This window comes from Prevotella sp. ne3005 (assembly GCF_900110085.1).
Lineage (GTDB): Bacteria > Bacteroidota > Bacteroidia > Bacteroidales > Bacteroidaceae > Prevotella.
On the sequence record NZ_FOCK01000007.1, the window covers coordinates 1 to 20,885 of the forward strand.

Here is a 20,885-nt window from a genome sequence, read left to right on the forward strand (position 1 = left end):
AAAGCGAGTGCAAAGGTACAACAAATATCAATACCCTCCAAATTTTTAAGCGAAAAAATTCCCGAAAACCAAAAGATTTTCGGGATTGTTTACAAATTCGATTCTTCCTTATTATATTATATATAAGGTACGCGAGACTACTCGCGACGTCCGAAGATCCTAAGCAGATAAATGAAGAGGTTGATGAAGTCGAGATAGAGGGTCAGAGCACCCAGCAATGCTAACTTCTGTGCACCCTCTCCTGCATCGGGGGCCATCAGCAACATATTCTTGATTTTCTGAGAATCGTAAGCCGTCAGACCAACAAAAATCAGCACACCCAGATAGCTGACAATCATCTCAAGCCCTGAGCTCTTCAAGAAGATATTGACCACGGTAGCGATGATAATACCGATCAGCGCCATAAAGAGGATCTTACCCATCGAGGTCAGGTCGGTCTTTGTCGTGTAGCCTATCAATGCCATAACAGCGAAGGTGCCTGCAGTGATAAAGAACACACTGGCGATGCTCGACATTGTATAAATTACAAATATCGAGGAAAGAACAGCGCCATTGATAACCGAATAAAGCACAAACATCAAGGTTGCCGTTGTCAGAGACAATTTATTGATGGCTGCCGTAATACCGATTACAAGTGCAAACTCAGCAATCACTAGTCCCCAGAAAAGGATCTGATTGGAGAACAGGGCAGTCATGATACCAGGGCTTGTAGCCACACCATACGCTGTCACACCAGTCAGGACCAGAGCCAGCGTCATCCACACATACACTTTCCGCATCAAAACAGGGAAAGCAGCCGACATCGAGAGTTCGCGCTCACGATTGATGGCATCGAAATTTAATTCATTATAATTCATACTCACAACTTTAATTCGTTATACAATGCTTTTTATGCAAAAATGATGCCACAAAGGTAAACAATTACTTTTAATAAAACATAAAACTGAGAAACAAAATACCTATTTATTAGTATTTTTGAATCTTTTTCACTATATTTGTGCCCAATAATAACTAAAAGATACAAACTGACAATATGAAGATCGGACTATTTATCCCCTGTTATGTCGATGTGGTCTACCCGCAAGTGGGTGTTGCCACGTACAAGCTATTAAAACATCTGGGACTGGACGTGGATTATCCGCTGAACCAGACGTGCTGCGGACAGCCGATGGCCAATGCAGGATTCGAGAAGCAGTCAATCCCCCTTGCCGAGAAATTTGAGGAGAAGTTCAAGGGTTTCGACTATGTTGTATCACCTTCCGTCAGCTGTACGGCTTTCATCAAGTTGAACTATCCTCGCCTGCTGAAAGGCAAGACTGAGTGCGAGACTGCCAAGAAGGCGATGGATGTAGTGGAGTTCCTGCATGATGTGATCAAGGTAGACCATCCGTTGGGCACCTTTCCCCATAAGGTGAGCCTACACAATTCCTGTCATGGTGTCAGAGAGTTGGGACTGAGTTCACCGAGCGAAGAGAACATTCCTAAGTTCAATAAAATCAAGGACTTGCTGAACCTAGTAGAGGGCATTCAGGTGTTGGAGCCAGAGCGCCCTGATGAGTGTTGTGGCTTCGGAGGCATGTTCTCCGTGGAAGAGACAGCCGTCAGTGAGCAGATGGGTATAGACAAGTTACAGCGTCACATGAAGACCGGTGCAAGATTTGTGACAGGTCCCGACTGTTCTTGCCTGATGCACATGGCGGGAATCGCCAAGAAGCAAGGTCTGAACGTGGAGTTCAAGCATGTCGTAGAGATTCTGGCAGCAGGACTCTGAAAGGTAAAAAGGTAAAAAAGTAAAAAAGGTAAAGTTATGAGTACAGCACATAGTATTGCAGCGAAAGAGTTCTTGAAGAACCAGACCTACTCGAAATGGCATGACGCCACTTTCTGGGCAGTGCGCACCAAACGTGACAATATGGCATACGGCCTCGAGGAGTGGGAGCAGCTGCGCGAGAAGGCTTCACAGATCAAGCGCCACACCATCACCCACCTCGACGAATATCTGGATCAGTTTGCCACCAAGGCCGAAGAGAACGGTTGTATCGTCCATTGGGCTAAAGATGCCCATGAGTTCAACGAGATCGTGTATGGCATCCTAAAGAACCATAACGTGAAGAAGCTTGTCAAGTCGAAGTCGATGCTGACAGAAGAGTGTGGCATGAACCCCTACCTCGAGCAGCATGGCATCGAAGTGGTGGAGACCGATCTTGGCGAGCGTATCATCCAGTTGAAAGGTCAGGCTCCCAGCCATATCGTGATGCCAGCCATCCACCTGAACCACGACGATGTGGGCGAGCTGTTTGAAGAGAAGCTGGGCAGTGAAAAGGGCAACCACGATCCCACCTATCTGACTTACGTGGCACGTCTGAGCCTCAGAAACGAGTTCCTGACTGCTGATGCAGGCATGACGGGTGGTAACTTCGGTATCGCTGAGACAGGCGACATCGTGGTCTGCACCAACGAGGGCAATGCCGACATGTCGACCTCTTGTCCGAAACTCCACATCGCAGCCATCGGACTCGAGAAGATTATCCCCAACTACGACTGCCTGGCCGTCTTCCAGCGCATGCTCTGCCGTGCGGGAACAGGTCAGCCTACGACCACCTTCACCTCTCATTTCCGCAAGGCCCGTCCTACTGCCCAGCCGATGCACATCGTCTTGGTAGACAATGGGCGCTCGGAGTGGATTGGCAACCCAGACCACTGGGAGGCCTTGAAGTGCATCCGTTGCGGTTCGTGCATGAACACATGCCCCGTTTATCGTCGCAGTGGCGGCTATAGCTATAGCTACTTCATCCCCGGCCCCATCGGCATCAACCTCGGCATGCTTCGCGACCCACAGAAGCACTCTGGCAATGTGAGTGCCTGCACGCTCTGCAACTCGTGTCAGACGCTGTGTCCCGCCAAGGTCAACTTGGGTGACCAGATCTATCTCTGGCGCCAGCAGCTCGATGAGTTCGGCACAGCCAATCCCCAGAAGAAGACGATGTGTAAGGGCATGAGCCTGGTCTACGGCAACGAGGGTATCTACAATCTGGGTACAGCACTAGCCCACTGGGCCAACCTCATCCCCTCGCCTCTGATGAACTGCAGTCTGAATCCCTGGGCTGAGGGCCACAAGATGATGGAGTTCCCCAAGGAGACCTTCCACTCATTATGGAAGAAAGGAAAAGTGAAGTAGATTGAAGGTCGCGATTAAGTGAGAACAGAGCTAAGCTTGCTTAAGCTATGTCGAACGTGAGCGAGCTCGATGTGAAACATCAAAATTGAAGATTATGAGCAACAAAGACGATATTCTGAAGAAATACAGGGCGAATGTCAAAGAGAAATTCGACATGCCCGACCTGAGTGACATCAAGGCCATCACCTACCCCAACCCGCTGGTACAGTTCGTCAAGATGAGCGAGATGGTGGGCGGACAAGTGATAGAGGTCGATGCTGGGCGCGACATCAACGTACTGATTCGCGAACTCTTCCCCGAAGCCAAGGAGATAGCCTCCAATCTGCCAGAGATTACCATTGCCACAAGGAATCCTGATACCGTAGGGCGTGCCCGCGACCTGAACGGCACTGACGTAGGCATCATCCGCGGACAGTTTGGAGTGGCAGAGAACGGTTGCATCTGGATTCCCCAGACCATGAAGGAGAAAGCCATCTGCTTCATCTCCGAAAACCTGATCATCCTGCTGCCTAAGTCGCAGATTGTCAACAACATGCACGAGGCCTACAAGCGCATCGAGTTCGATAAGACTTACGATGGCTATGGCACCTTCATCAGCGGCCCCTCAAAGACGGCCGATATTGCCCAGGTATTGGTGATGGGAGCTCAGGCAGCCCGCAGCGCCACGATTCTCCTGCTGCCGGAGTAATAATCTCCTCAAAAGTAAAACAACTTGTTTTACCTTGCAGGAGATAGTTCCTTTGACTGTAAAAGACTATCTGAACGGAGGTAAAACAAGTTGTTTTACTTTGTTAGAGATCATGACTACGAAAGTCGTTCTCTATGAAAACGCATTAAGCAGATTAATAATCCGGTTTACATCCTCGTCAGTCATTGCCTGGTGGCAGGGGATGGAGAGTTCGCTGGCGTGGATGCGTTCGGTTCTGGGCAGCGGACTTTGGCCGAATGAGCCTTGATAACAGCGCTGTTGGTGGGGCGGTATGGGATAGTGGATCTGCGTCTCGATGCCGTTGGCGGAGAGGAATGCCTGCAGTTCATCGCGACGCTCGCAGAAAACGGGGAAGATATGGTGTACGGAGTCGCGCGGTTCAATCGAATCCCGAGCCGTATTTTCGCTGCCGCTGAGTCGTATTTTCACGAGGTCGTTGCTTATTTCCCGCTCATAACGGGCTGCAATCTCCTTGCGGCGCAGGTTGTCGGCATCGCATAGTCGCGCTCAAACTGGCGGGTGGCCTCCCCTTTCAAATACCAGCCGCTGTCGAGCACACGGCCTACAGCCTCACGCAGCTCAGCATCGTAAAGGGCATTGATCTTGTGCAGGGGCAGATAGGCAATCATAGGTCGTACTCGTATATGTCGTAACACAATCCGCGTCCGCCAAAGCCTTCTTTCTGGAAAACCAGCTGCTCGTTGAGTCCACTACCGTCTGGATGTTCCGTAGACCGTCCGAAGTCGAAGTAAGGATAGTTCCCGAAGTCGCTGAAAATACGGTTGTAGAGCAGGTCGATGGCTCCCAGCTTCTTGCCCTCGGGCGTGGCTGAACTATACTGGGCATGGACCACCTGAGGGGTAATATACAGCACCACCCCGCCAACGACCGTTCCGTCTTTAACAGCCTGATAGAGTCGTATGTTTTCAGGGAAACGGCCATGCAGCAGCTCGATCTCCTGCAGGGTATGAACAGGCTTCACGCCATATTTCTGCTGAAGGTTCTGCGTCAGGACTTCCCAGAAAGCCGAATAGTCATCAGAGCACTCTATAGAGACGCCTGCCTTCTGGGCACGGGCAACACCACGACGGCGCACGCGCTCCCACCGCATATTGCCAGAGAGGAAGACGTTCGTAGCAAAATCCCTCGCCACGATACGGGCCCTGCACTCATGATAGAGCGCATAGAGGTCTTCCTCAGCCGAAAGGCGATGATAGATCCAGGGGATGCACTTGTAGCTGACGTGGCGGAAGCCATCGCCACGCAGACAGTCGTTCAGTTCGCGAAACAATTGGAGCGCCTGAACCACCGTCAGGCGAGGGCTCATCACCAATCCGCCATAGGTGAGGCCATTGTGCGAGCAGAGTGTATCGCCAGACTTGTGGGCTGGCAGGACAGCCATCAGACGGCCATCATCGTAGAACATAAGCGAATGATCCTCGAAGCGGTCGGCATGATAGTCCATATAGCGGCGGTCGAAGAGAAAAGTTCCATTCTTCGACGCTGCCACAAACTGATTCCACTCATCGGCCTGCTCAGGGGTGTATCGCTTTATCTCGAACATCCGATATGAAACCATTATCCAGCGTAACATGAAACGAACCGCTTAGAGCAATCACAAACTGACGCAGCCTCTTGTGCGCATGACCTCCCCTGCTCTCACCACCTGGGACATCATAAACCCAGTAGGCACGTTTGATATCGAAGGGAATCATCGTCTGCGCTTCTGCAAACGTCAGATTGCCACGCGGATCAGTAATCCTGGGCAAGTCGATGATTTTTACCTCTAAGCGGTTCATTCTATGGTAACAAAAAAACTTAGTGCTCGAACTTGGTGTAGGGATCGGTGCCGAGGACGGTCTTTGCCAGACGCTTGGCCTTATCACGCAGGGCGTTCACATCGTCACCCACCTCACCATAGCAGAGAACGACACCCATACGGCGACCCTTGTGAGCCTCGGGCTTGCCGAAGATGCGGATGCGGGTACGGTCTTCGTTGAGGGCATCCACGAAGTTGTAGTCGAGCAGCGAACGGTCTACGGGTGTGGAAGCCTCCTTTGGAGAGAGGATCACAGCCGAAGCTCCGGCATGCTCCAGATGGATGCCTGCAATGGGCAGACCCATCACTGCACGGAAATGGAGCTCGAACTCAGAGAGGTTGGTGGTGTGACCCAGCGTCACCATTCCAGTATCATGCGGACGTGGAGAGAGCTCAGAGAAAATCACCTCACCCTGCTTGGTCAGGAAGAACTCCACACCCCAGATGCCAGCACCCGTGAGCGCCTTCGTCACCTTGTCGGCCATCATCTGAGCCTGTTTCAGAGCCTCATCGCTGATCTTATAGGGCTGCCACGACTCACGATAGTCACCAGCCTTCTGCACATGTCCGATAGGCGGACAGAACAACGTGGGCCATCCATGCTGCTGGGTAACGGTGAGCAAGGTGAACTCAGAATCGAAGTCGATAAACTCCTCGATGATCACCTCCTTCACATCACCACGCGAGCCCTCCATAGCCTCACGGAAAGCCGTCTCGAGCTCACCCTCGTTGTGTACATAGCTCTGACCGTGACCAGAAGACGACATCAGGGGCTTTACCACACAGGGGAAGCCGATCTCATCGGCAGCAGCCTTGAACTCATCGAAGGTCTTGGCATAGAAATACTTGGCCGTACGCAATCCCAGCTCCTTGGCAGCGAGATCGCGAATGGCACGACGGTTCATCGTGTAGTTGACGGCACGGGCAGAGGGCACCACCTGAATACCCTGCTCCTCGAACTTGAAGAGGCGCTCTGTGCGGATGGCCTCGATCTCTGGCACGATGATGTCGGGCTTGTGCTTATTGACTACTGCCTCGAGGGCATCGCCATCGAGCATAGAAAAGACCTCGCGCTCATCAGCCACCTGCATGGCTGGCGCATTGTCATAACGATCGCAGGCAATCACATACTGACCTGCACGCATGGCGGCAATCACGAACTCCTTACCGAGTTCTCCTGAGCCTAATAACAGAATCTTCTTCATATTTTTACCTTTTACTTTTTTACCGTTTTACCTTTCTAAGGATTGTTTCAACATTTGCCACTCTGGGGTCACTGCAAGCTTGCGCACACACTGGTCTATGCGCTCCATCGCATCTTCCTGACTCAGCTTCAGCCCCTGGGCAATCTCCTGGAGCGACTTACGCTGACAGCCGAAGAGTCCGTAGTAATGGGTCACGGCCTCCTCTTCCTCTGGTGGGAGCAGATAGAGCAGATGTTCCAGATAGTGCTCCATCTGAGGCGAGATGCTGGTGGGATTCATACCGATGCGCACCAGAAAGCTGTGCAGTTCGCGTGAGAGATTATCTGTTGGCATACATATTATCGTAATACTTCTGATAGTCGCCAGAGGTCACATTGTCCAGCCACTCCTGATTATCGAGATACCAGCGGACGGTCTTTTCGATTCCCTCCTCAAACTGGAGTGAGGGCTCCCAGCCGAGTTCCTTCTGGAGTTTGGTAGAGTCGATGGCGTAGCGGAGGTCGTGGCCTGCACGGTCTGTCACGAAGGTAATGAGGTCCATATCTTCGCCTTCCTTCCTGCCCAGCAGACGATCGACGGTCTTAATCACCACCTTAATAATATCTATGTTCTTCCACTCGTTGAAACCACCGATGTTATAGGTATCGGCAATCTTACCCTCATGGAAAATCACATCGATAGCACGGGCATGATCCTCTACATACAGCCAGTCGCGCACATTCTCACCCTTACCATAGACGGGCAGTGGCTTACGATGACGGATGTTATTAATAAAAAGAGGTATCAGCTTCTCAGGGAACTGATAGGGACCATAGTTGTTCGAGCAGTTAGTTACGACTACAGGCATGCCGTAAGTGTCGTGATAAGCACGAACAAAGTGGTCTGAAGAAGCCTTGGCGGCTGAATAGGGTGAGTGAGGATTATACTTCGTGGTCTCCAAGAAGAACTTATCGCCGTAAGCCAGATGGTGCTCTGCGCTCGATGCGGTCGTGGTGAACGGAGGCTCGATACCCTCCGGGTGAGTCAGTTCCAATGCGCCATACACCTCATCGGTACTTATATGATAGAATCTGCAAGGGATTCTATCGCCCTTTCCTTCAGGGGTTTCCCCGTTTGACGGGGACACCATCACATATTTCTCAGGCAATGATTCCCAATAGAGCTTGGCAGCCTGAAGCAGGGAGAGTGTTCCCATCACGTTTGTCTTGGCGAAGGTGAAGGGATCCTTGATAGAGCGGTCTACATGCGATTCAGCAGCCAAGTGGATGATACCATCCACCTTCTTATCCTGCATCAGCTTGTAGAAAGCATCGAAGTCGCAGATATCCATCTTTACAAACTCGTAATTGGGTTTGTTCTCAATGTCCTTGAGGTTAGCCAGATTACCTGCGTAAGTCAGTTTGTCGAGGTTAATGATGTGATACTCGGGATACTTGTTCACGAACAGGCGCACCACATGGCTTCCTATAAAGCCCGCACCTCCTGTAATAACGATTGTTCTTTTCATATTCTATCCTATTGTTATAACTTCTAAATCCTTAAACTCCTTTCCATCGATGGTGAGACGAACGAGGGTTCGCTCCTTATGCCAGCCCTGCAAGCCAGCTGCTCCCGGATTGATGTGCAGCAGATTGAGGGTCTTGTCGTACTTCACCTTTAATATATGTGAGTGGCCAGCCACAAACAACTGCGGCGGATTGGCGTAAAGCGTGGAGCGCACGGAGAAATCATAGTTTCCGGGATAGCCCCCGATATGCTTGATGAGCACATCCACATCCTCCACCTTGAATCGGTTCAGCTCTCGATACATCAGTCTGAGGTCACCTCCGTCGCAATTGCCACATACTGCCCTGAAAGGTCGGAAGGCAGCCAGTTTCTCTGCCACCTCCACACTACCGATATCGCCTGCATGCCATATCTCATCACAGGGTTCGAAATAATGCAAATATTTCTCATCCCAATACGAGTGGGTGTCGCTGAGTATACCTATCTTCTTCATATCTCCCAACGCTTACGGATAAACGCAGCAATCATTTTCTCTGTCTCCGCCAAGCCCAGCACTGTAGAGTCGATACAGAGGTCATAGCTCTCGGCCGCACCCCATTTCTTACCCGTGTAGTAGTTGTAGTACTGTGCCCTACGGCCCTCCTCCTGTTCAATCATGCGACGAGCCTCTTCACGACTGACGTTCTGCCGACTCATCATCTGTTCTATACGGTACTCCAAGGGGGCTGAGATGAAGACATTCACCGCATCCCTATCATCCCTCAGGATATAGTCAGCACAACGGCCAACAAACACACATGAGCCTTGCTCGGCAGCCTTCTTGATGGCATCGCTCTGAAACTGGAACAGGCTCTCCTGCGAAAAACTCGATTTATAGACTCCGCTATTAAAGTGGGGCGTTCCCATACTGAGCAATCCCCTGAAGAAGCCCTTGCGCTCATCGTTCTGCTCAAAGATCTTCTCTGAGAAACCGCTTTCCTTGGCAGCCAGATTCAACAGCTCCCGATCGTAATAGTTGGCATTGAAATCGAATGCCAGCATGCGACCAATGACATGACCACCACTGCCAAGCTGCCTGCCTACATTAATGATTACACGGTTGTCCATCATATACTTTTAGTTTTTTCATATACCATATCAACATGGGGATCGTCATTGCAAACGATCCGAAGTCGGAGGCGGGCATCGAATACCACACACCGTCCAGATCCCATAACAAAGGGAAGACATACGCCATGGGCAACAACAGGAACAGCTGTCTCGACAGCGAAAGGAAGATGGAAACCTTCACCTTGCCGATACTCTGGAAGAAATGCGTGATCACTGCCTGCGAGCCCACCACGAAGAATACCAGCATATCCAGTTTGATGCCTCGTGCCGACAAGTCTATCAGCGTAGCATCGCTGGTGAAGATACGGGCTATCTCTCTGGGGAAGAGCATCGAGAGTGCCCAGCCCACCATGAGGATGCCCGTTGCACATCCGATGGCAATAAAGAGGCATCGGAACATACGGTCGAACTTCTCGGCTCCGTAGTTATAGCCCACAATCGGCTGCATACCCTGACAGACGCCCATCACGAACATGAAGAACATCATCACCACCGAGTTGGCTATCGAATAGGCACCCACGGCCATATCACCGCCATAACGCACAAACTGATTGTTCATGAAGATCACGATGACACAGCTGGTGGCGTTCATCAGGAACGGTGAGATGCCAATCGCGATGATATTCCTTACCAGGTTGGCCTTCAGCTTATAGATACCCTTCTTCAGATGAAGCAGTTCTTTCTTATCCGAGAAGATCCATATCTGCCAACAAAGTGCCATCGTTTGCGAGGTAACGGTTGCCAGCGCAGCCCCTCGGATGCCCCAACGGAACCACCACACGAAGGCTATCACCAGCAGGATGTTCATACCCACCGTAAACAGCGTGGCATACATGGCATGGCGCGGTTTGCCTGCAGCTCGGAGCACAGCATTCGAACCGAAGTACATGTGCGTTACCACGTTACCCAGCAGGATCACAATCATGAACTCTCGGGCATAGGGCAGTGTGGCGTCAGAAGCGCCGAAGAATCTGAGGATAGGATCGAGGAACAACAGCGAGAGCACCATAAACGAGAAGCCGATGATCAAGTTCAGCGTCACCGTATTACCCAGCAGGTTTTGGGCTACACCATAGTCTTTCTGACCCAATTTCACGCTGATGCTCGCAGAGGAACCCACACCCACAGCCGCACCGAAGGCAGCACTCAGGTTCATAAAGGGGAATGTGATGCCAAGACCAGCGATAGCTTCAGGACCCACAATCTGTCCGATCATGGCACGGTCGATGATATTATAGAGGCTCGATGCCGTCATGGCGACGATAGCGGGCAGGGCATACTGCCAAAGCAGTTGTCCTACAGGTTTCTGTCCCAATTCAAGCGCAGCCTGTTTGTTGTCTGTCATGCTTATACCTTATAAAAACGGTGCAAAGGTACGATTATTTTTCGAGAAAACGCAAATTAATTTGGATTTTTACTCGCTTATTCGTACCTTTGCAGCCGTAATGCGTCTGAGAAGTACTTTTTTACTGACAGCCTGTCTGTTTCTTGCCCTCTTATGTCATTTGACAGCAAGTGCAGGCCGAAGCCCTAAGATCAAGTATCCTGGGGGCAAATATTATATCTGGCGCTACACTCTGAAGGACAAGCAGGGCTCCCCCTACTCCATCGACCATCCCACGCGCTGGCTTACCCATAAATCCGTTGAGCGCCGTAAGCGTCAGGGACTGCCCGTCGACTCTACCGACCTGCCCGTCAGCAGCAAATACCTGAAACTCTTTGAGAAGGCCTCTGGCGAGATAGTCCGGAGTGCGAAGAAAGGCTCTGTAGAATGGAACATCATTGGCACCAGCCGTTGGAACAATACCATCCTCGTGCGCTCCAACGACACCACCCTCTTCCATCGTCTGGCGACCCTTGACTGTGTGAAGAGATCGGAGATGGTATGGACCTCACCCGACAGTATCAACCGCTTCATCAAGACCGCTGTCCACGAAGACTTCAACCCTTGGGACAGTGTGAAGTCCAGCCGTTATGGCAACGGCCTGGAACAGATAGAGATGCTCATGGGGCAACGACTGCACAACATCGACCTTCGTGGAAAGGGCATGACCATTGCCGTGCTCGACGGTGGTTTCCAGAACTGCGATGCCATCCCTGCCTTCCAGCATGCCAACATCGTGGGAGTCAAGGACTTTGTCTATCCCAACAGCCTGCATTTCTATCAGGAGACCGATCATGGCACGAAGGTGCTCTCGGCAATGGCTGCCAACGAGCCCGAGGTGCTCATCGGCACAGCCCCAGAAGCACGCTACTGGCTCTTGCGCTGTGAAGACCAGCAGACGGAACAACCCGTAGAAGAAGACTATTGGGCTATGGCAGCCGAGTTTGCGGACTCCATAGGGGCGGACATCATCAGTTCTAGCTTAGGCTATAACGACTACGACAACCACCCCAACTACTATCACCAACGCGACCTTGACGGAGAGACCGCCCTTATCTCCCACACCGCCTCGATGCTGGCGCGGAAAGGGATCATCCTCGTCAACTCTGCAGGTAATTCCGGCATGGGGCCGTGGAAGAAGATTGTCTTCCCCGCCGATGCCCAAGACATCATCACCGTAGGTGCCCTCAACATGGAAAGGAAGAATGCGCCTTTCAGTGGTGTAGGCCCCACCCAAGACGGTCGTGTGAAGCCCGATGTGATGGCCTTAGGCAGTCCTGCCTCGCTCATCTCTGGGCGCGGTTCCATCGTGAGGGATATGGGCACCTCGTTCTCTACGCCCATGGTGGCAGGACTTGTGGCTTGTCTGTGGCAGGCCTTTCCTCAGAAGACGGCCTTGGAGATCATCAGTCTGGTGCGCCAGACGAGTAGTGGTTACGAGAAACCCGACAACATCTACGGCTACGGCACACCCAACTTCTGGCGGGCATATATGATTGGGAGGATTGAGAAGTGAAAGACAAAAGACTGACATTATACGAACTCAACAGCCTCGTGAAGGAGGTGATAGAGTGTGAGATGCCCAATGAGTATTGGGTAGAAGCCGAATTGTCGGAATGCCACGAGTCGAGAGGTCACTGTTATATGGAACTTATCCAGAAAGACGAGCAGACCGCTACCCCCATCGCCAAAGCCCAAACCAGATGCTGGGCCTCGAAATGGATGATAGTACGCCCCTATTTCGAACGGACTACTGGTCAGCGGCTCCATGCTGGTATGAAAGTGCTGCTCAAGGTCAAAGCCCAATTCCATGAGGCATATGGTTTCTCGTGGATCGTGAGCGATATCGACCCCACCTACACCCTTGGCGATATGGCCCGCAAGCGTCAGGAGATTATCCGCCAACTCAAGGCCGAGGGTGTGTTTGACCTGCAGAAAGAACTCTCGCTGCCCCTGTTTTGTCAGCGTATCGCCGTCATCTCCAGTGAGACAGCTGCAGGCTATGGAGACTTCCGCAACCAACTCACCGACAATCCCTACGGCTTTAAGTTCCTGACCTGGCTCTTCCCTGCCATCATGCAGGGTGATGGTGTGGAGCAGAGTGTCATCCAAGCACTCGACCGCATCAACGATGTGATAGACGACTTCGACTGTGTTGTCATCATCCGTGGCGGTGGTGCCACCAGCGACATGAGTGGCTTCGACACCCTGGCTTTGGCTGAGAACGTAGCCAACTTCCCCCTGCCCATCATTACAGGTATCGGCCACGACCGCGATGAGAGTATCCTCGACATGGTGAGCCATACGCGAGTTAAAACGCCTACCGCAGCAGCCTCGTTGCTCGTCGACCACCTGAAACAAGTGCTCGATGCCCTCAACGATGCTCAGGACACCATCACCCTCTGCGCCCAGCAAAAACTCTCAACTCTCAACGCTCAACTCTCAGCAATCTCCGAGGCCATCCCTCGTCTCTTCTCCATCGTTAAGACGCGTCAGGAAGCGCGCCTCGACACCTATTATCAGCGCATCGCCCACCAGATGGGCCTCAAGCTCTCAACGCTCAACGCTCAACTCTCAACAATAGAGTCAAAGATTCCCATGGTTCTTGAGCGCAGGCTCACCTCCGAGCGTCATCGTCTGGAAATCCTAGAAGAGAAAGTGCATTCGCTCGACCCTGCCCTTCTGCTGAAGCGAGGCTACAGCATCACCCTCTTTCATGGCAAGGCTGTACGCGCCCCACAAGACCTGAAAGCAGGTGACGAGATAGAGACCCGACTTGAAAAGGGAACCGTTGTTTCAAAGGTTTTGAAATATTGAAAATTAAAGTATTGAAAATTGAAGTATTGAAAATTGAAATATTGAAATATGAGTAAGGAAATCAAATACGAGGCAGCATTTGCCGAACTCCAGACCATCGTCCGCAAGATGGAAAACGATGAACTCGACATCGACCAGATGTCCGACCAGTTGAAACGTGCACAGGAATTGATCAAGCTCTGCAAGGACAAACTGACCAAAACCGACGAGGAAATCAAGAAAATCCTTGCCGAAAAGTAAGTTTTCGACCAAAAATGTTGGGGATTTGACATGAATTGTGTACTTTTGCAAGCAGAATTGAAACTTTAACATTGTATCGATATGAAGAATTTAGATTGGGGTAGTCTGTCATTCGGCTACATGAAGACCGACTACAACGTGCGTTGCTACTATCGCGACGGCAAATGGGGCGAGATTGAAGTTTGCTCCGACGAGTATCTGAACCTGCACATGGCTGCTACGTGTCTGCACTACGGTCAGGAGGCTTTCGAAGGTCTGAAGGCCTACCGTTGTCCTGACGGCAAGGTGCGCATTTTCCGTGTCGATGAGAATGCCAAGCGTCTGCAGAGCACTTGCCGTGGTATCATGATGCCTGAGGTGTCTACCGAGCTCTTTACAGAGATGGTGAAGAAGGTGGTTCGCCTCAATCAGGAGTGGATTCCCACCTATGAGAGTGGTGCTACGCTCTATATCCGTCCGTTGCTCATCGGAACCAGTGCCCAGGTGGGTGTTCATCCCGCTAAGGAGTATTGCTTCCTGATCTTCGTCACCCCAGTAGGTCCTTACTTCAAGGGTGGTTTCTCCAGCAATCCTTATGTCATCGTTCGTGATTACGACCGTTCTGCTCCTCTTGGAACTGGTAAATACAAGGTGGGTGGTAACTACGCTGCCTCTCTCTTCGCCAACAACCTGGCACATGAGAAGGGTTATGCCTGTGAGTTCTACCTCGACGCCAAGGAGAAGAAATACATCGACGAGTGTGGTGCTGCCAACTTCTTCGGTATCAAGAACAACACCTACATCACTCCTGAGTCAACCTCTATCCTGCCCTCTATCACCAACAAGTCGCTGATGCAGGTGGCTGAGGATCTGGGCATGAAGGTGGAGCGCCGTCCTATCCCCGAGGAGGAACTTGAGACCTTCGAGGAGGCTGGTGCTTGCGGTACAGCAGCTGTGATTTCACCTATCTCTTATATCGACGACCTCGACACTGGCAAGCGCTATTCATTCGGCGACAAGCCCGGTCCTCAGTCCAAGAAGCTCTTCGACACCCTCCGTGGCATCCAGTATGGTGAGATCGAGGACAAGCATGGCTGGACAACGGTTGTGATTGAGTAAAGGGAAAAAGTAAAAAGGTAAAAAAGTAAAAGGGTTAAAAATTCCATTATGGGAATCAATCAAACCTATAAAGAGCGTGCCCTCGCCAGTTTGGAGGGCAAGTGGGGGTCTGCAGCTATTGCAACCCTTATCATCGCCATCATCACTGGCGGTATCAGCACCGTTATCACCCTGCCCATGGGCAGTGATACGGTTGCTGGTTTAAGCACCAATGGTATTTGGTCATTACTCTGTCTGCCACTCGAATGGGGCTTCACAGTTTACTTCCTGAACCTTATCCGTCAGGAGGACATCCGCTATGAGCGTCTCTTCGAGGGGTACAAGGATTTTATCCGCACCTTCCTGATGGAGTTCCTCTACTGCCTTGCCGTTGCCGTTGGCACCTGTCTGTTTATTGTTCCAGGTATCATTCTCGGCATCGGTTTGTGTATGGCTCCTTATATCTTGAAGGACGATCCCCAGATCAGTGCCATGGACGCTCTGATGAAGAGTTGGCAGATAACGAGGGGGCACAAGTTGAAGCTCTTCTGGCTCGGTCTCAGCTTTATCGGCTGGATCATCCTGAGCTTTTGCACCTTCGGTCTTGGTTTCTTTCTCCTGGCTCCATACATGGAGGCCACTTTTGCTCACTATTACGAGGATATAAAAACAGCGTAAATGGGAAAAGGCAAGCTGGCGAAATTCGCCGACATGGAGACCTACGAAAACGTGTTCCAGTACCCCTATTCGGTAGTGGAACACGTGCCTTTTGAGATGAAAGGCCACTGGCACGAGCAATACTTCCACAATCAGAACCCCATCGTGCTCGAACTGGGCTGTGGCAAGGGCGAATATACGGTGGAGCTAGCCAAGCTCTACCCCGACATAAACTTCATCGGTGTCGACATCAAGGGAGCCCGCATGTGGACAGGAGCCACCCAGGCCCTCAACGAAGGACTGAAGAACGTGGCGTTCCTCCGTACCAACATCGAGATCATTGAGCGTTTCTTCGCCCCCGATGAGGTACAGGAGATCTGGCTCACCTTCAGCGACCCCCAGATGAAGAACCCCCGCAAGCGCCTCACCTCTACCTGTTTCATGGAGCGCTACCGCAAATTCCTCGTCGATGGTGGCATCGTTCACCTGAAGACCGACTCCAACTTCCTCTTCACCTACACCTCTTATATGGTGGAGAAAAACGGCCTGCCCGTCATCTTCCGCACGGAAGACCTCTATCACGACGAGCGCATCGACGATGGCACCAGGAAGATTCTGTCCATCCAGACCTACTACGAGTCGATGTGGATAGCCCGTGGACTCAACATCAAGTACATGAAGTGGCAGCTGCCCCGCGAAGGTGCTCTCGAGGAACCAGAAGTCGAGATCGAGCTCGACGACTACCGTTCCTACCACCGCACCAAGCGCAGCAGCCTCGACAAAGCGAAGTAAAAGAAACAATCTAAAAGAATATCGTTATGAATAAGGATTTTATTTCTAAGGTCATGGGATTGGCAAAAGGTGTTTTACCATTTTACCTTTTTGCCTTATTGCCATTGAGCGTTTGCGCTCAGAAGAGCCTCACCGTCAAACTCGACGCTGCAGGCCAGTTAGCCACCAAGATTGCAGAAGACCAGCGTTTCCAGATTGCCGATCTCACAATCAGTGGTCCGATGGACGGTGCCGACCTCAAGCTGCTCCAGCAGATTGTCACCCGCACCAAGACCAATAAGAATAATCCCGGCGAGTGCCTCGTCACCGCCCTCGACCTCTCTGGCGCAACCATCGTCGACAGCAATGTCAAGGGCGGTCTCAAGACCCAGGCAGGAGAACTGCCCGCAGGCATATTCGCTGGTGCCAAGAGCCTCACGAAGCTGGTGCTGCCATCCTCGCTTACCGCTATCGGCAAAGAGGCCTTCCAAACCTGTGAGAGCCTTACTGCCATCACCATTCCCGCCAGCGTGAAGCAGATAGCCAACGAAGCCTTCGAAGACTGTAAGAGCATCACCGCCATGGAGCTGCCCAAAGGTATCACCGCCATTGCCCCCCAGCTCTTCAACGGCTGCAAGGCACTTAAATCGGTCACCATCCCCAATGGTGTAACCATCATCGGCGGCTCGGCCTTCAAGGGTTGTAGCAGTCTTACCAACATCACCCTACCTGCCACCGTCAACGAGATCGAGACCTCAGTGTTCTATAACTGTACAAACCTGAAGTCCATCGAGATGGCCTCCGTCAGCAAGATTGGTGCCAACGCCTTCACCGACTGCAAGAACCTTGAGCGTGTCACCCTCAACCGCATCTCCAGCCTCGGCATGATAGCCTTCAACAACTGCACCAACCTCAAGACGGTCACCATGCAGGGCACCCTCACCGACATCAACACTGCCGCCTTCCAGGGATGCAGCAGCCTGAAGAGTGTCACCATGCCGGCCACGGTGAAAACCATCAGCAGCCGTGCCTTCGAGAATTGCAAGTCGCTCACCGACATCAACTTCCCCGCATCGCTCAACAAGATCAACGACTATGCCTTCCAGGATTGTGTCAGCCTGAAGGCCATCGACCTCCCCAGTTCTCTGAAAGACCTCGAGGATCATGCCTTCGAAGGCTGCAGCAGTCTGGAGAGCGTCACCATCAACAGTGCTCTCACCGAGATTGAGACCTACGCCTTCCGCAACTGCTCTAACCTGCAGAAAGTCGTGCTCCCCAATACCGTCAAGCGCATCGGACGCAACGCCTTCTGTGGCTGCACCCTGCTCTTCGACATCAACTGGCCCAGTCAGCTGAAAACCATTGAAGACGCAGCCTTCGAGAAATGCAGTTCGCTGAAAACCATCGAGTTTGCCAACGGCCTCAAGTCCATCGGCGGCGATGCCTTCAAGGGCTGCATCCAGCTCACCAGTGTCGATCTGCCTGCCACCATCAAAGATCTTGGCGGCTCGGCCTTCCAGGAGTGCACCTCGCTGGCCACCATCACCATCAACACCGCCACGCCTCCCTCCATCAGCGGCGACACCTTTAAGAAGACACCTGCCACCATCCTTATTCCTAAGGGCAGCAAGGCTGTCTATGCAGCCGATAAGAAATGGAGCAAAGTCAGTGGCGTAAAAGAAAACAATTAAAAGAATGACCCTCTATCCCCAACTCATTATCGACGCGCTGGCCACCGTTACCTATGCCGGCACGAAGAAGAACCTCGTAGAAAGCAAGATGGTGGCCGACACCCCCGCTGTGTCAGCCCCTCAGAATCCCGGTGCCCCCTGGAAGGTCAAGGTTGTACTCGAATTCCCACGCGACACCGACCCCTTCCTCCGCTCCACGGTCAAGGCCGCCGAGGCAGCCATCAAATACCATTGTGGCCAGGATGTCGAGGTCACCATCGAGACCGAATTCAAGACCGCGCCCCGTCCTGAGGTGGGTCAGATGCTCCCTGGCGTGAAAAACATCATCGCCGTCAGCAGCGGCAAGGGTGGTGTCGGCAAATCCACCGTCTCTGCCAACCTCGCCATTGCCCTGGCACGTCTTGGCTATCGTGTGGGCCTGCTCGACACCGACATCTTCGGCCCCTCCATGCCTAAGATGTTCAACGTTGAAGATGAGCGTCCCTACGCCATCAAGAAAGATGGTCGCGACCTCATCGTGCCCGTCGAGCAATACGGTGTCAAACTGCTCTCCATCGGCTTCTTCGTCTCGCCTACCACCGCCACCCTCTGGCGTGGCGGCATGGCCACCAGTGCCCTTAAGCAGCTCATTGCCGACGCCGACTGGGGCGAGCTCGACTACTTCATCCTCGACACCCCTCCAGGCACCAGCGACATCCACCTCACGTTGTTGCAGACCCTTCCCATCACGGGAGCCGTCATCGTCTCCACTCCCCAGCAGGTAGCCCTTGCCGATGCCCGCAAAGGTATCGACATGTACCGCAACGAGAAGGTCAACGTGCCCATCCTCGGACTGATAGAAAACATGGCGTGGTTCACCCCCGCCGAACTCCCCGAGAACCGTTATTACATCTTCGGAAAAGAAGGCTGCAAACAGCTTGCCGAGGAGATGAACGTGCCCTTGCTCGCCCAGATACCGCTGGTGCAGAGCATCTGTGACAATGGCGACTCTGGCACGCCTGTTGCCCTCAACAGCGACTCCGCCACGGGCCTCGCCTTCATCAACCTCGCCCAGGCCGTCGTCACCGTCGTCAACCGCCGCAACAAGGAGCAGCCCGCCACCAAGATTGTAGGCATGAACCAATAGATACACGATGAGCAAAGAGCTTCACCATTAATCCCTGCCATGCCGGCGGGGATTTTTTTGTTAGAAATGGTTGAAGGATTCTGGGCGTTGGCTGAATGATTGCGGGGTTTGGCTGAAGGGGGCAACAGGTGGCTTAAACTTTCCAAGTCCTGAAACGTCTAAAGAGTAGTTGCAACTGAGACAAACAACAAATGTAGAACAATTAAAATATGAGAGAACAATGAAAAAAGTAATGATCACTTTGATGGCAGCCGCGCTGATGAGCACCTCGGCCATCGCACAGGAAGAGAAGCAGGGTACGCGTCCTGAGAAGAAATTTGACAAGACGGAGATGGTGAAGCATCGTACGGATGAGACGGTGAAGCGCTACAGCCTGAACGACCAACAGGCTAAGCAGTTGTTAGACTTAAACAACAAGTATGCCGACAAGATGGGACCACGTGGCGGTCGTCATCATCACCACGGCGGACCAGAGGGACGACCTGGGCGTCCTCCGAAGGATGATGCAAAAGCCAAGGGCGAGCGTCCCGAGCCTCCCAAGGACGGACAGCGTGGCGAGCGCCGTAAGCAGATGGAGGAGACCATGAAAGCCTACAATGCCGAGCTGCAGAAGATCATGACGCCCGAGCAATACAAAGCCTATCAGGCCGACAGGAAGAAGCATCACAAACATCACGACAAAGGATAAATTCACGCGGTTACGCGGGAGACGAGAAAAGGGGCAGGCGATCTGGTTCGTCTGCCTCTTTGGCTTTATTTCAATGATTTTATGCCCAGTCGTTCTCGTACTTCACGTTGGTGAACTTGATTGACCTCATCTCCTTGTTGGTCTTGGTCTCCAAGAACTTGATCTCGCCGTTCTTCGTGCCAGCAGGAAGCAGTTTGTCACTGCTCTTATCTGCAAGCTCGCTCTCTGCAGGCATAACTGTGACATCCAAGACTACAGACTCCATTTGCTTTGTCGTTTCATTCCATTTCAAAGTTTGATAGCCCTCCTCAATGGTCACGGTATATTTGGCAGTGGTGGATTCGTATTCGCCTTCGTTATCAACCACAATCTTAGCGATGATGTCGACTACGCCAAGTCGAGATATCATTCTTCTGCGGCCATGGCAGGATAGGTATCTCCGAATTGCCCGATCACATCACGTTGCAGGATCATTCTACTATGATCTTATAGGATACTGGCGGATTTTCTTCTCGTCGCCCACACAATAAAGCACACCAGCGGGGACGTAATGCTCATCGTTGATGGTACAGATGGTACATGGTACAAATGGTACATAAGGAAAATCGAAAAAGGGGGAGAAGGGGAAATTAATATATCTATATTATTTACATATTATATATATTATAATATATATAATATGTAATATATTGAGAGGCTTCGAACGAAGAAAAGTAAAATCGAAATGTACCATTTGTACCACGTACCACGTGTACCACCAAGGTGTCTTTTACTCGGAGTAAAGTGGGAGTTTACTCGGAGTAAAGTACCACTTTATGACGGGAAAACTCTGAGACCTGGATAGTAATGACGAATAGACTTTTTTAGAGTAGAGGCAGAACAAGAGTAGTCGCTGGGACAGGTACTT

General features: G+C 51.8%; 23 protein-coding genes and 1 pseudogene. 12 read left to right on the top strand and 12 right to left on the bottom strand.

Going from position 1 to position 20,885, the window contains the following annotated elements; translation table 11 throughout:
* Positions 1 to 137: 137 nt before the first annotated feature.
* Positions 138 to 857 carry a Bax inhibitor-1/YccA family protein gene (locus BMY16_RS11090; RefSeq protein WP_091842726.1) on the bottom strand — a complete coding sequence of 240 codons (720 nt, stop codon included), beginning with the start codon at positions 855 to 857 and terminating at the stop codon, positions 138 to 140.
* Positions 858 to 1,033: 176 nt separating this feature from the next.
* Between BMY16_RS11090 and BMY16_RS11095 the strand changes: the two genes are divergently transcribed.
* The 3 genes from BMY16_RS11095 to BMY16_RS11105 all read left to right on the top strand — a co-directional run bounded on the left by BMY16_RS11095 (position 1,034) and on the right by BMY16_RS11105 (position 3,866).
* Positions 1,034 to 1,771: a (Fe-S)-binding protein gene (locus BMY16_RS11095; RefSeq protein ID WP_091842485.1), complete on the top strand. Its 738-nt coding sequence runs from the start codon at positions 1,034 to 1,036 to the stop codon at positions 1,769 to 1,771.
* Between the two features lie 36 nt (positions 1,772 to 1,807).
* The gene (locus tag BMY16_RS11100) at positions 1,808 to 3,178 is read left to right on the top strand and encodes a lactate utilization protein B (RefSeq protein ID WP_091842486.1); all 1,371 of its coding nucleotides are present in this window, start codon (positions 1,808 to 1,810) and stop codon (positions 3,176 to 3,178) included.
* Between the two features lie 94 nt (positions 3,179 to 3,272).
* Positions 3,273 to 3,866, top strand: coding sequence for a LutC/YkgG family protein (locus tag BMY16_RS11105; RefSeq protein ID WP_091842488.1), 594 nt, complete (start codon positions 3,273 to 3,275; stop codon positions 3,864 to 3,866).
* Between the two features lie 132 nt (positions 3,867 to 3,998).
* Here BMY16_RS11105 and BMY16_RS11110 read toward each other — a convergent pair whose 3' ends face one another.
* The 10 genes and pseudogenes from BMY16_RS11110 to BMY16_RS11155 all read right to left on the bottom strand — a co-directional run bounded on the left by BMY16_RS11110 (position 3,999) and on the right by BMY16_RS11155 (position 10,872).
* The gene (locus BMY16_RS11110; RefSeq protein ID WP_244513039.1) at positions 3,999 to 4,316 is read right to left on the bottom strand and encodes a DegT/DnrJ/EryC1/StrS family aminotransferase; all 318 of its coding nucleotides are present in this window, start codon (positions 4,314 to 4,316) and stop codon (positions 3,999 to 4,001) included.
* An 11-nt stretch (positions 4,317 to 4,327) separates the two neighbouring features.
* Positions 4,328 to 4,516, bottom strand: a complete 189-nt coding sequence (locus tag BMY16_RS11115) for a hypothetical protein (RefSeq protein WP_091842491.1) — start codon at positions 4,514 to 4,516, stop codon at positions 4,328 to 4,330.
* Positions 4,513 to 5,451 carry a GNAT family N-acetyltransferase gene (locus BMY16_RS11120; RefSeq protein ID WP_091842494.1) on the bottom strand — a complete coding sequence of 313 codons (939 nt, stop codon included), beginning with the start codon at positions 5,449 to 5,451 and terminating at the stop codon, positions 4,513 to 4,515. The genes BMY16_RS11115 and BMY16_RS11120 overlap by 4 nt, the downstream gene beginning before the upstream one ends.
* Positions 5,452 to 5,461: 10 nt before the next feature.
* Positions 5,462 to 5,686, bottom strand: a pseudogene (locus tag BMY16_RS11125) (WxcM-like domain-containing protein); the annotation flags it as partial.
* Between the two features lie 19 nt (positions 5,687 to 5,705).
* Complete coding sequence (purT, locus tag BMY16_RS11130; RefSeq protein ID WP_091842497.1) at positions 5,706 to 6,911, bottom strand: formate-dependent phosphoribosylglycinamide formyltransferase; 1,206 nt, start codon at positions 6,909 to 6,911, stop codon at positions 5,706 to 5,708.
* A gap of 27 nt (positions 6,912 to 6,938) precedes the next feature.
* Positions 6,939 to 7,244 carry a hypothetical protein gene (locus tag BMY16_RS11135; protein ID WP_091842499.1) on the bottom strand — a complete coding sequence of 102 codons (306 nt, stop codon included), beginning with the start codon at positions 7,242 to 7,244 and terminating at the stop codon, positions 6,939 to 6,941.
* Entirely contained in the window at positions 7,231 to 8,418 is a 1,188-nt protein-coding gene (locus BMY16_RS11140) for a dTDP-glucose 4,6-dehydratase (RefSeq protein ID WP_091842500.1), read from the bottom strand. Before BMY16_RS11140 ends, BMY16_RS11135 begins: the two co-directional genes overlap by 14 nt.
* 3 nt (positions 8,419 to 8,421) lie before the next feature.
* Complete coding sequence (locus BMY16_RS11145; RefSeq protein ID WP_091842502.1) at positions 8,422 to 8,910, bottom strand: metallophosphoesterase family protein; 489 nt, start codon at positions 8,908 to 8,910, stop codon at positions 8,422 to 8,424.
* The gene (locus BMY16_RS11150; protein WP_091842503.1) at positions 8,907 to 9,527 is read right to left on the bottom strand and encodes a cytidylate kinase-like family protein; all 621 of its coding nucleotides are present in this window, start codon (positions 9,525 to 9,527) and stop codon (positions 8,907 to 8,909) included. The genes BMY16_RS11145 and BMY16_RS11150 overlap by 4 nt, the downstream gene beginning before the upstream one ends.
* Entirely contained in the window at positions 9,502 to 10,872 is a 1,371-nt protein-coding gene (locus BMY16_RS11155; protein ID WP_091842505.1) for an MATE family efflux transporter, read from the bottom strand. The genes BMY16_RS11150 and BMY16_RS11155 overlap by 26 nt, the downstream gene beginning before the upstream one ends.
* Before the next feature lie 100 nt (positions 10,873 to 10,972).
* On the opposite strand from BMY16_RS11155, the gene BMY16_RS11160 reads away from it, so the two are divergent.
* The 9 genes from BMY16_RS11160 (at position 10,973) to BMY16_RS11200 (ending at position 19,978) form a co-directional block, all read left to right on the top strand.
* A complete protein-coding gene (locus tag BMY16_RS11160; protein WP_091842506.1) occupies positions 10,973 to 12,427 on the top strand; it encodes a S8 family peptidase in 1,455 nt (484 codons plus the stop codon).
* Positions 12,424 to 13,728, top strand: a complete 1,305-nt coding sequence (gene xseA / locus BMY16_RS11165; protein WP_091842508.1) for an exodeoxyribonuclease VII large subunit — start codon at positions 12,424 to 12,426, stop codon at positions 13,726 to 13,728. The genes BMY16_RS11160 and xseA overlap by 4 nt, the downstream gene beginning before the upstream one ends.
* 48 nt (positions 13,729 to 13,776) lie before the next feature.
* Positions 13,777 to 13,968: an exodeoxyribonuclease VII small subunit gene (gene xseB / locus BMY16_RS11170; protein WP_091842509.1), complete on the top strand. Its 192-nt coding sequence runs from the start codon at positions 13,777 to 13,779 to the stop codon at positions 13,966 to 13,968.
* An 81-nt stretch (positions 13,969 to 14,049) separates the two neighbouring features.
* Positions 14,050 to 15,066: a branched-chain amino acid aminotransferase gene (locus BMY16_RS11175; protein WP_091842511.1), complete on the top strand. Its 1,017-nt coding sequence runs from the start codon at positions 14,050 to 14,052 to the stop codon at positions 15,064 to 15,066.
* 48 nt (positions 15,067 to 15,114) lie between these two features.
* Positions 15,115 to 15,723, top strand: a complete 609-nt coding sequence (locus tag BMY16_RS11180) for a DUF975 family protein (protein ID WP_091842513.1) — start codon at positions 15,115 to 15,117, stop codon at positions 15,721 to 15,723.
* Positions 15,724 to 16,494 (top strand): tRNA (guanosine(46)-N7)-methyltransferase TrmB, encoded by a 771-nt coding sequence (gene trmB / locus BMY16_RS11185; RefSeq protein WP_091842514.1) that lies wholly within the window; start codon positions 15,724 to 15,726, stop codon positions 16,492 to 16,494.
* A 26-nt stretch (positions 16,495 to 16,520) separates the two neighbouring features.
* Positions 16,521 to 18,164 (top strand): leucine-rich repeat domain-containing protein, encoded by a 1,644-nt coding sequence (locus BMY16_RS11190; RefSeq protein ID WP_091842516.1) that lies wholly within the window; start codon positions 16,521 to 16,523, stop codon positions 18,162 to 18,164.
* A gap of 4 nt (positions 18,165 to 18,168) precedes the next feature.
* Positions 18,169 to 19,290, top strand: a complete 1,122-nt coding sequence (locus BMY16_RS11195; RefSeq protein ID WP_091842517.1) for an Mrp/NBP35 family ATP-binding protein — start codon at positions 18,169 to 18,171, stop codon at positions 19,288 to 19,290.
* Between the two features lie 220 nt (positions 19,291 to 19,510).
* The gene (locus tag BMY16_RS11200; protein WP_091842519.1) at positions 19,511 to 19,978 is read left to right on the top strand and encodes a DUF4890 domain-containing protein; all 468 of its coding nucleotides are present in this window, start codon (positions 19,511 to 19,513) and stop codon (positions 19,976 to 19,978) included.
* Between the two features lie 79 nt (positions 19,979 to 20,057).
* Here BMY16_RS11200 and BMY16_RS11205 read toward each other — a convergent pair whose 3' ends face one another.
* Complete coding sequence (locus BMY16_RS11205) at positions 20,058 to 20,387, bottom strand: hypothetical protein (protein ID WP_091842521.1); 330 nt, start codon at positions 20,385 to 20,387, stop codon at positions 20,058 to 20,060.
* Positions 20,388 to 20,885: the final 498 nt, after the last annotated feature.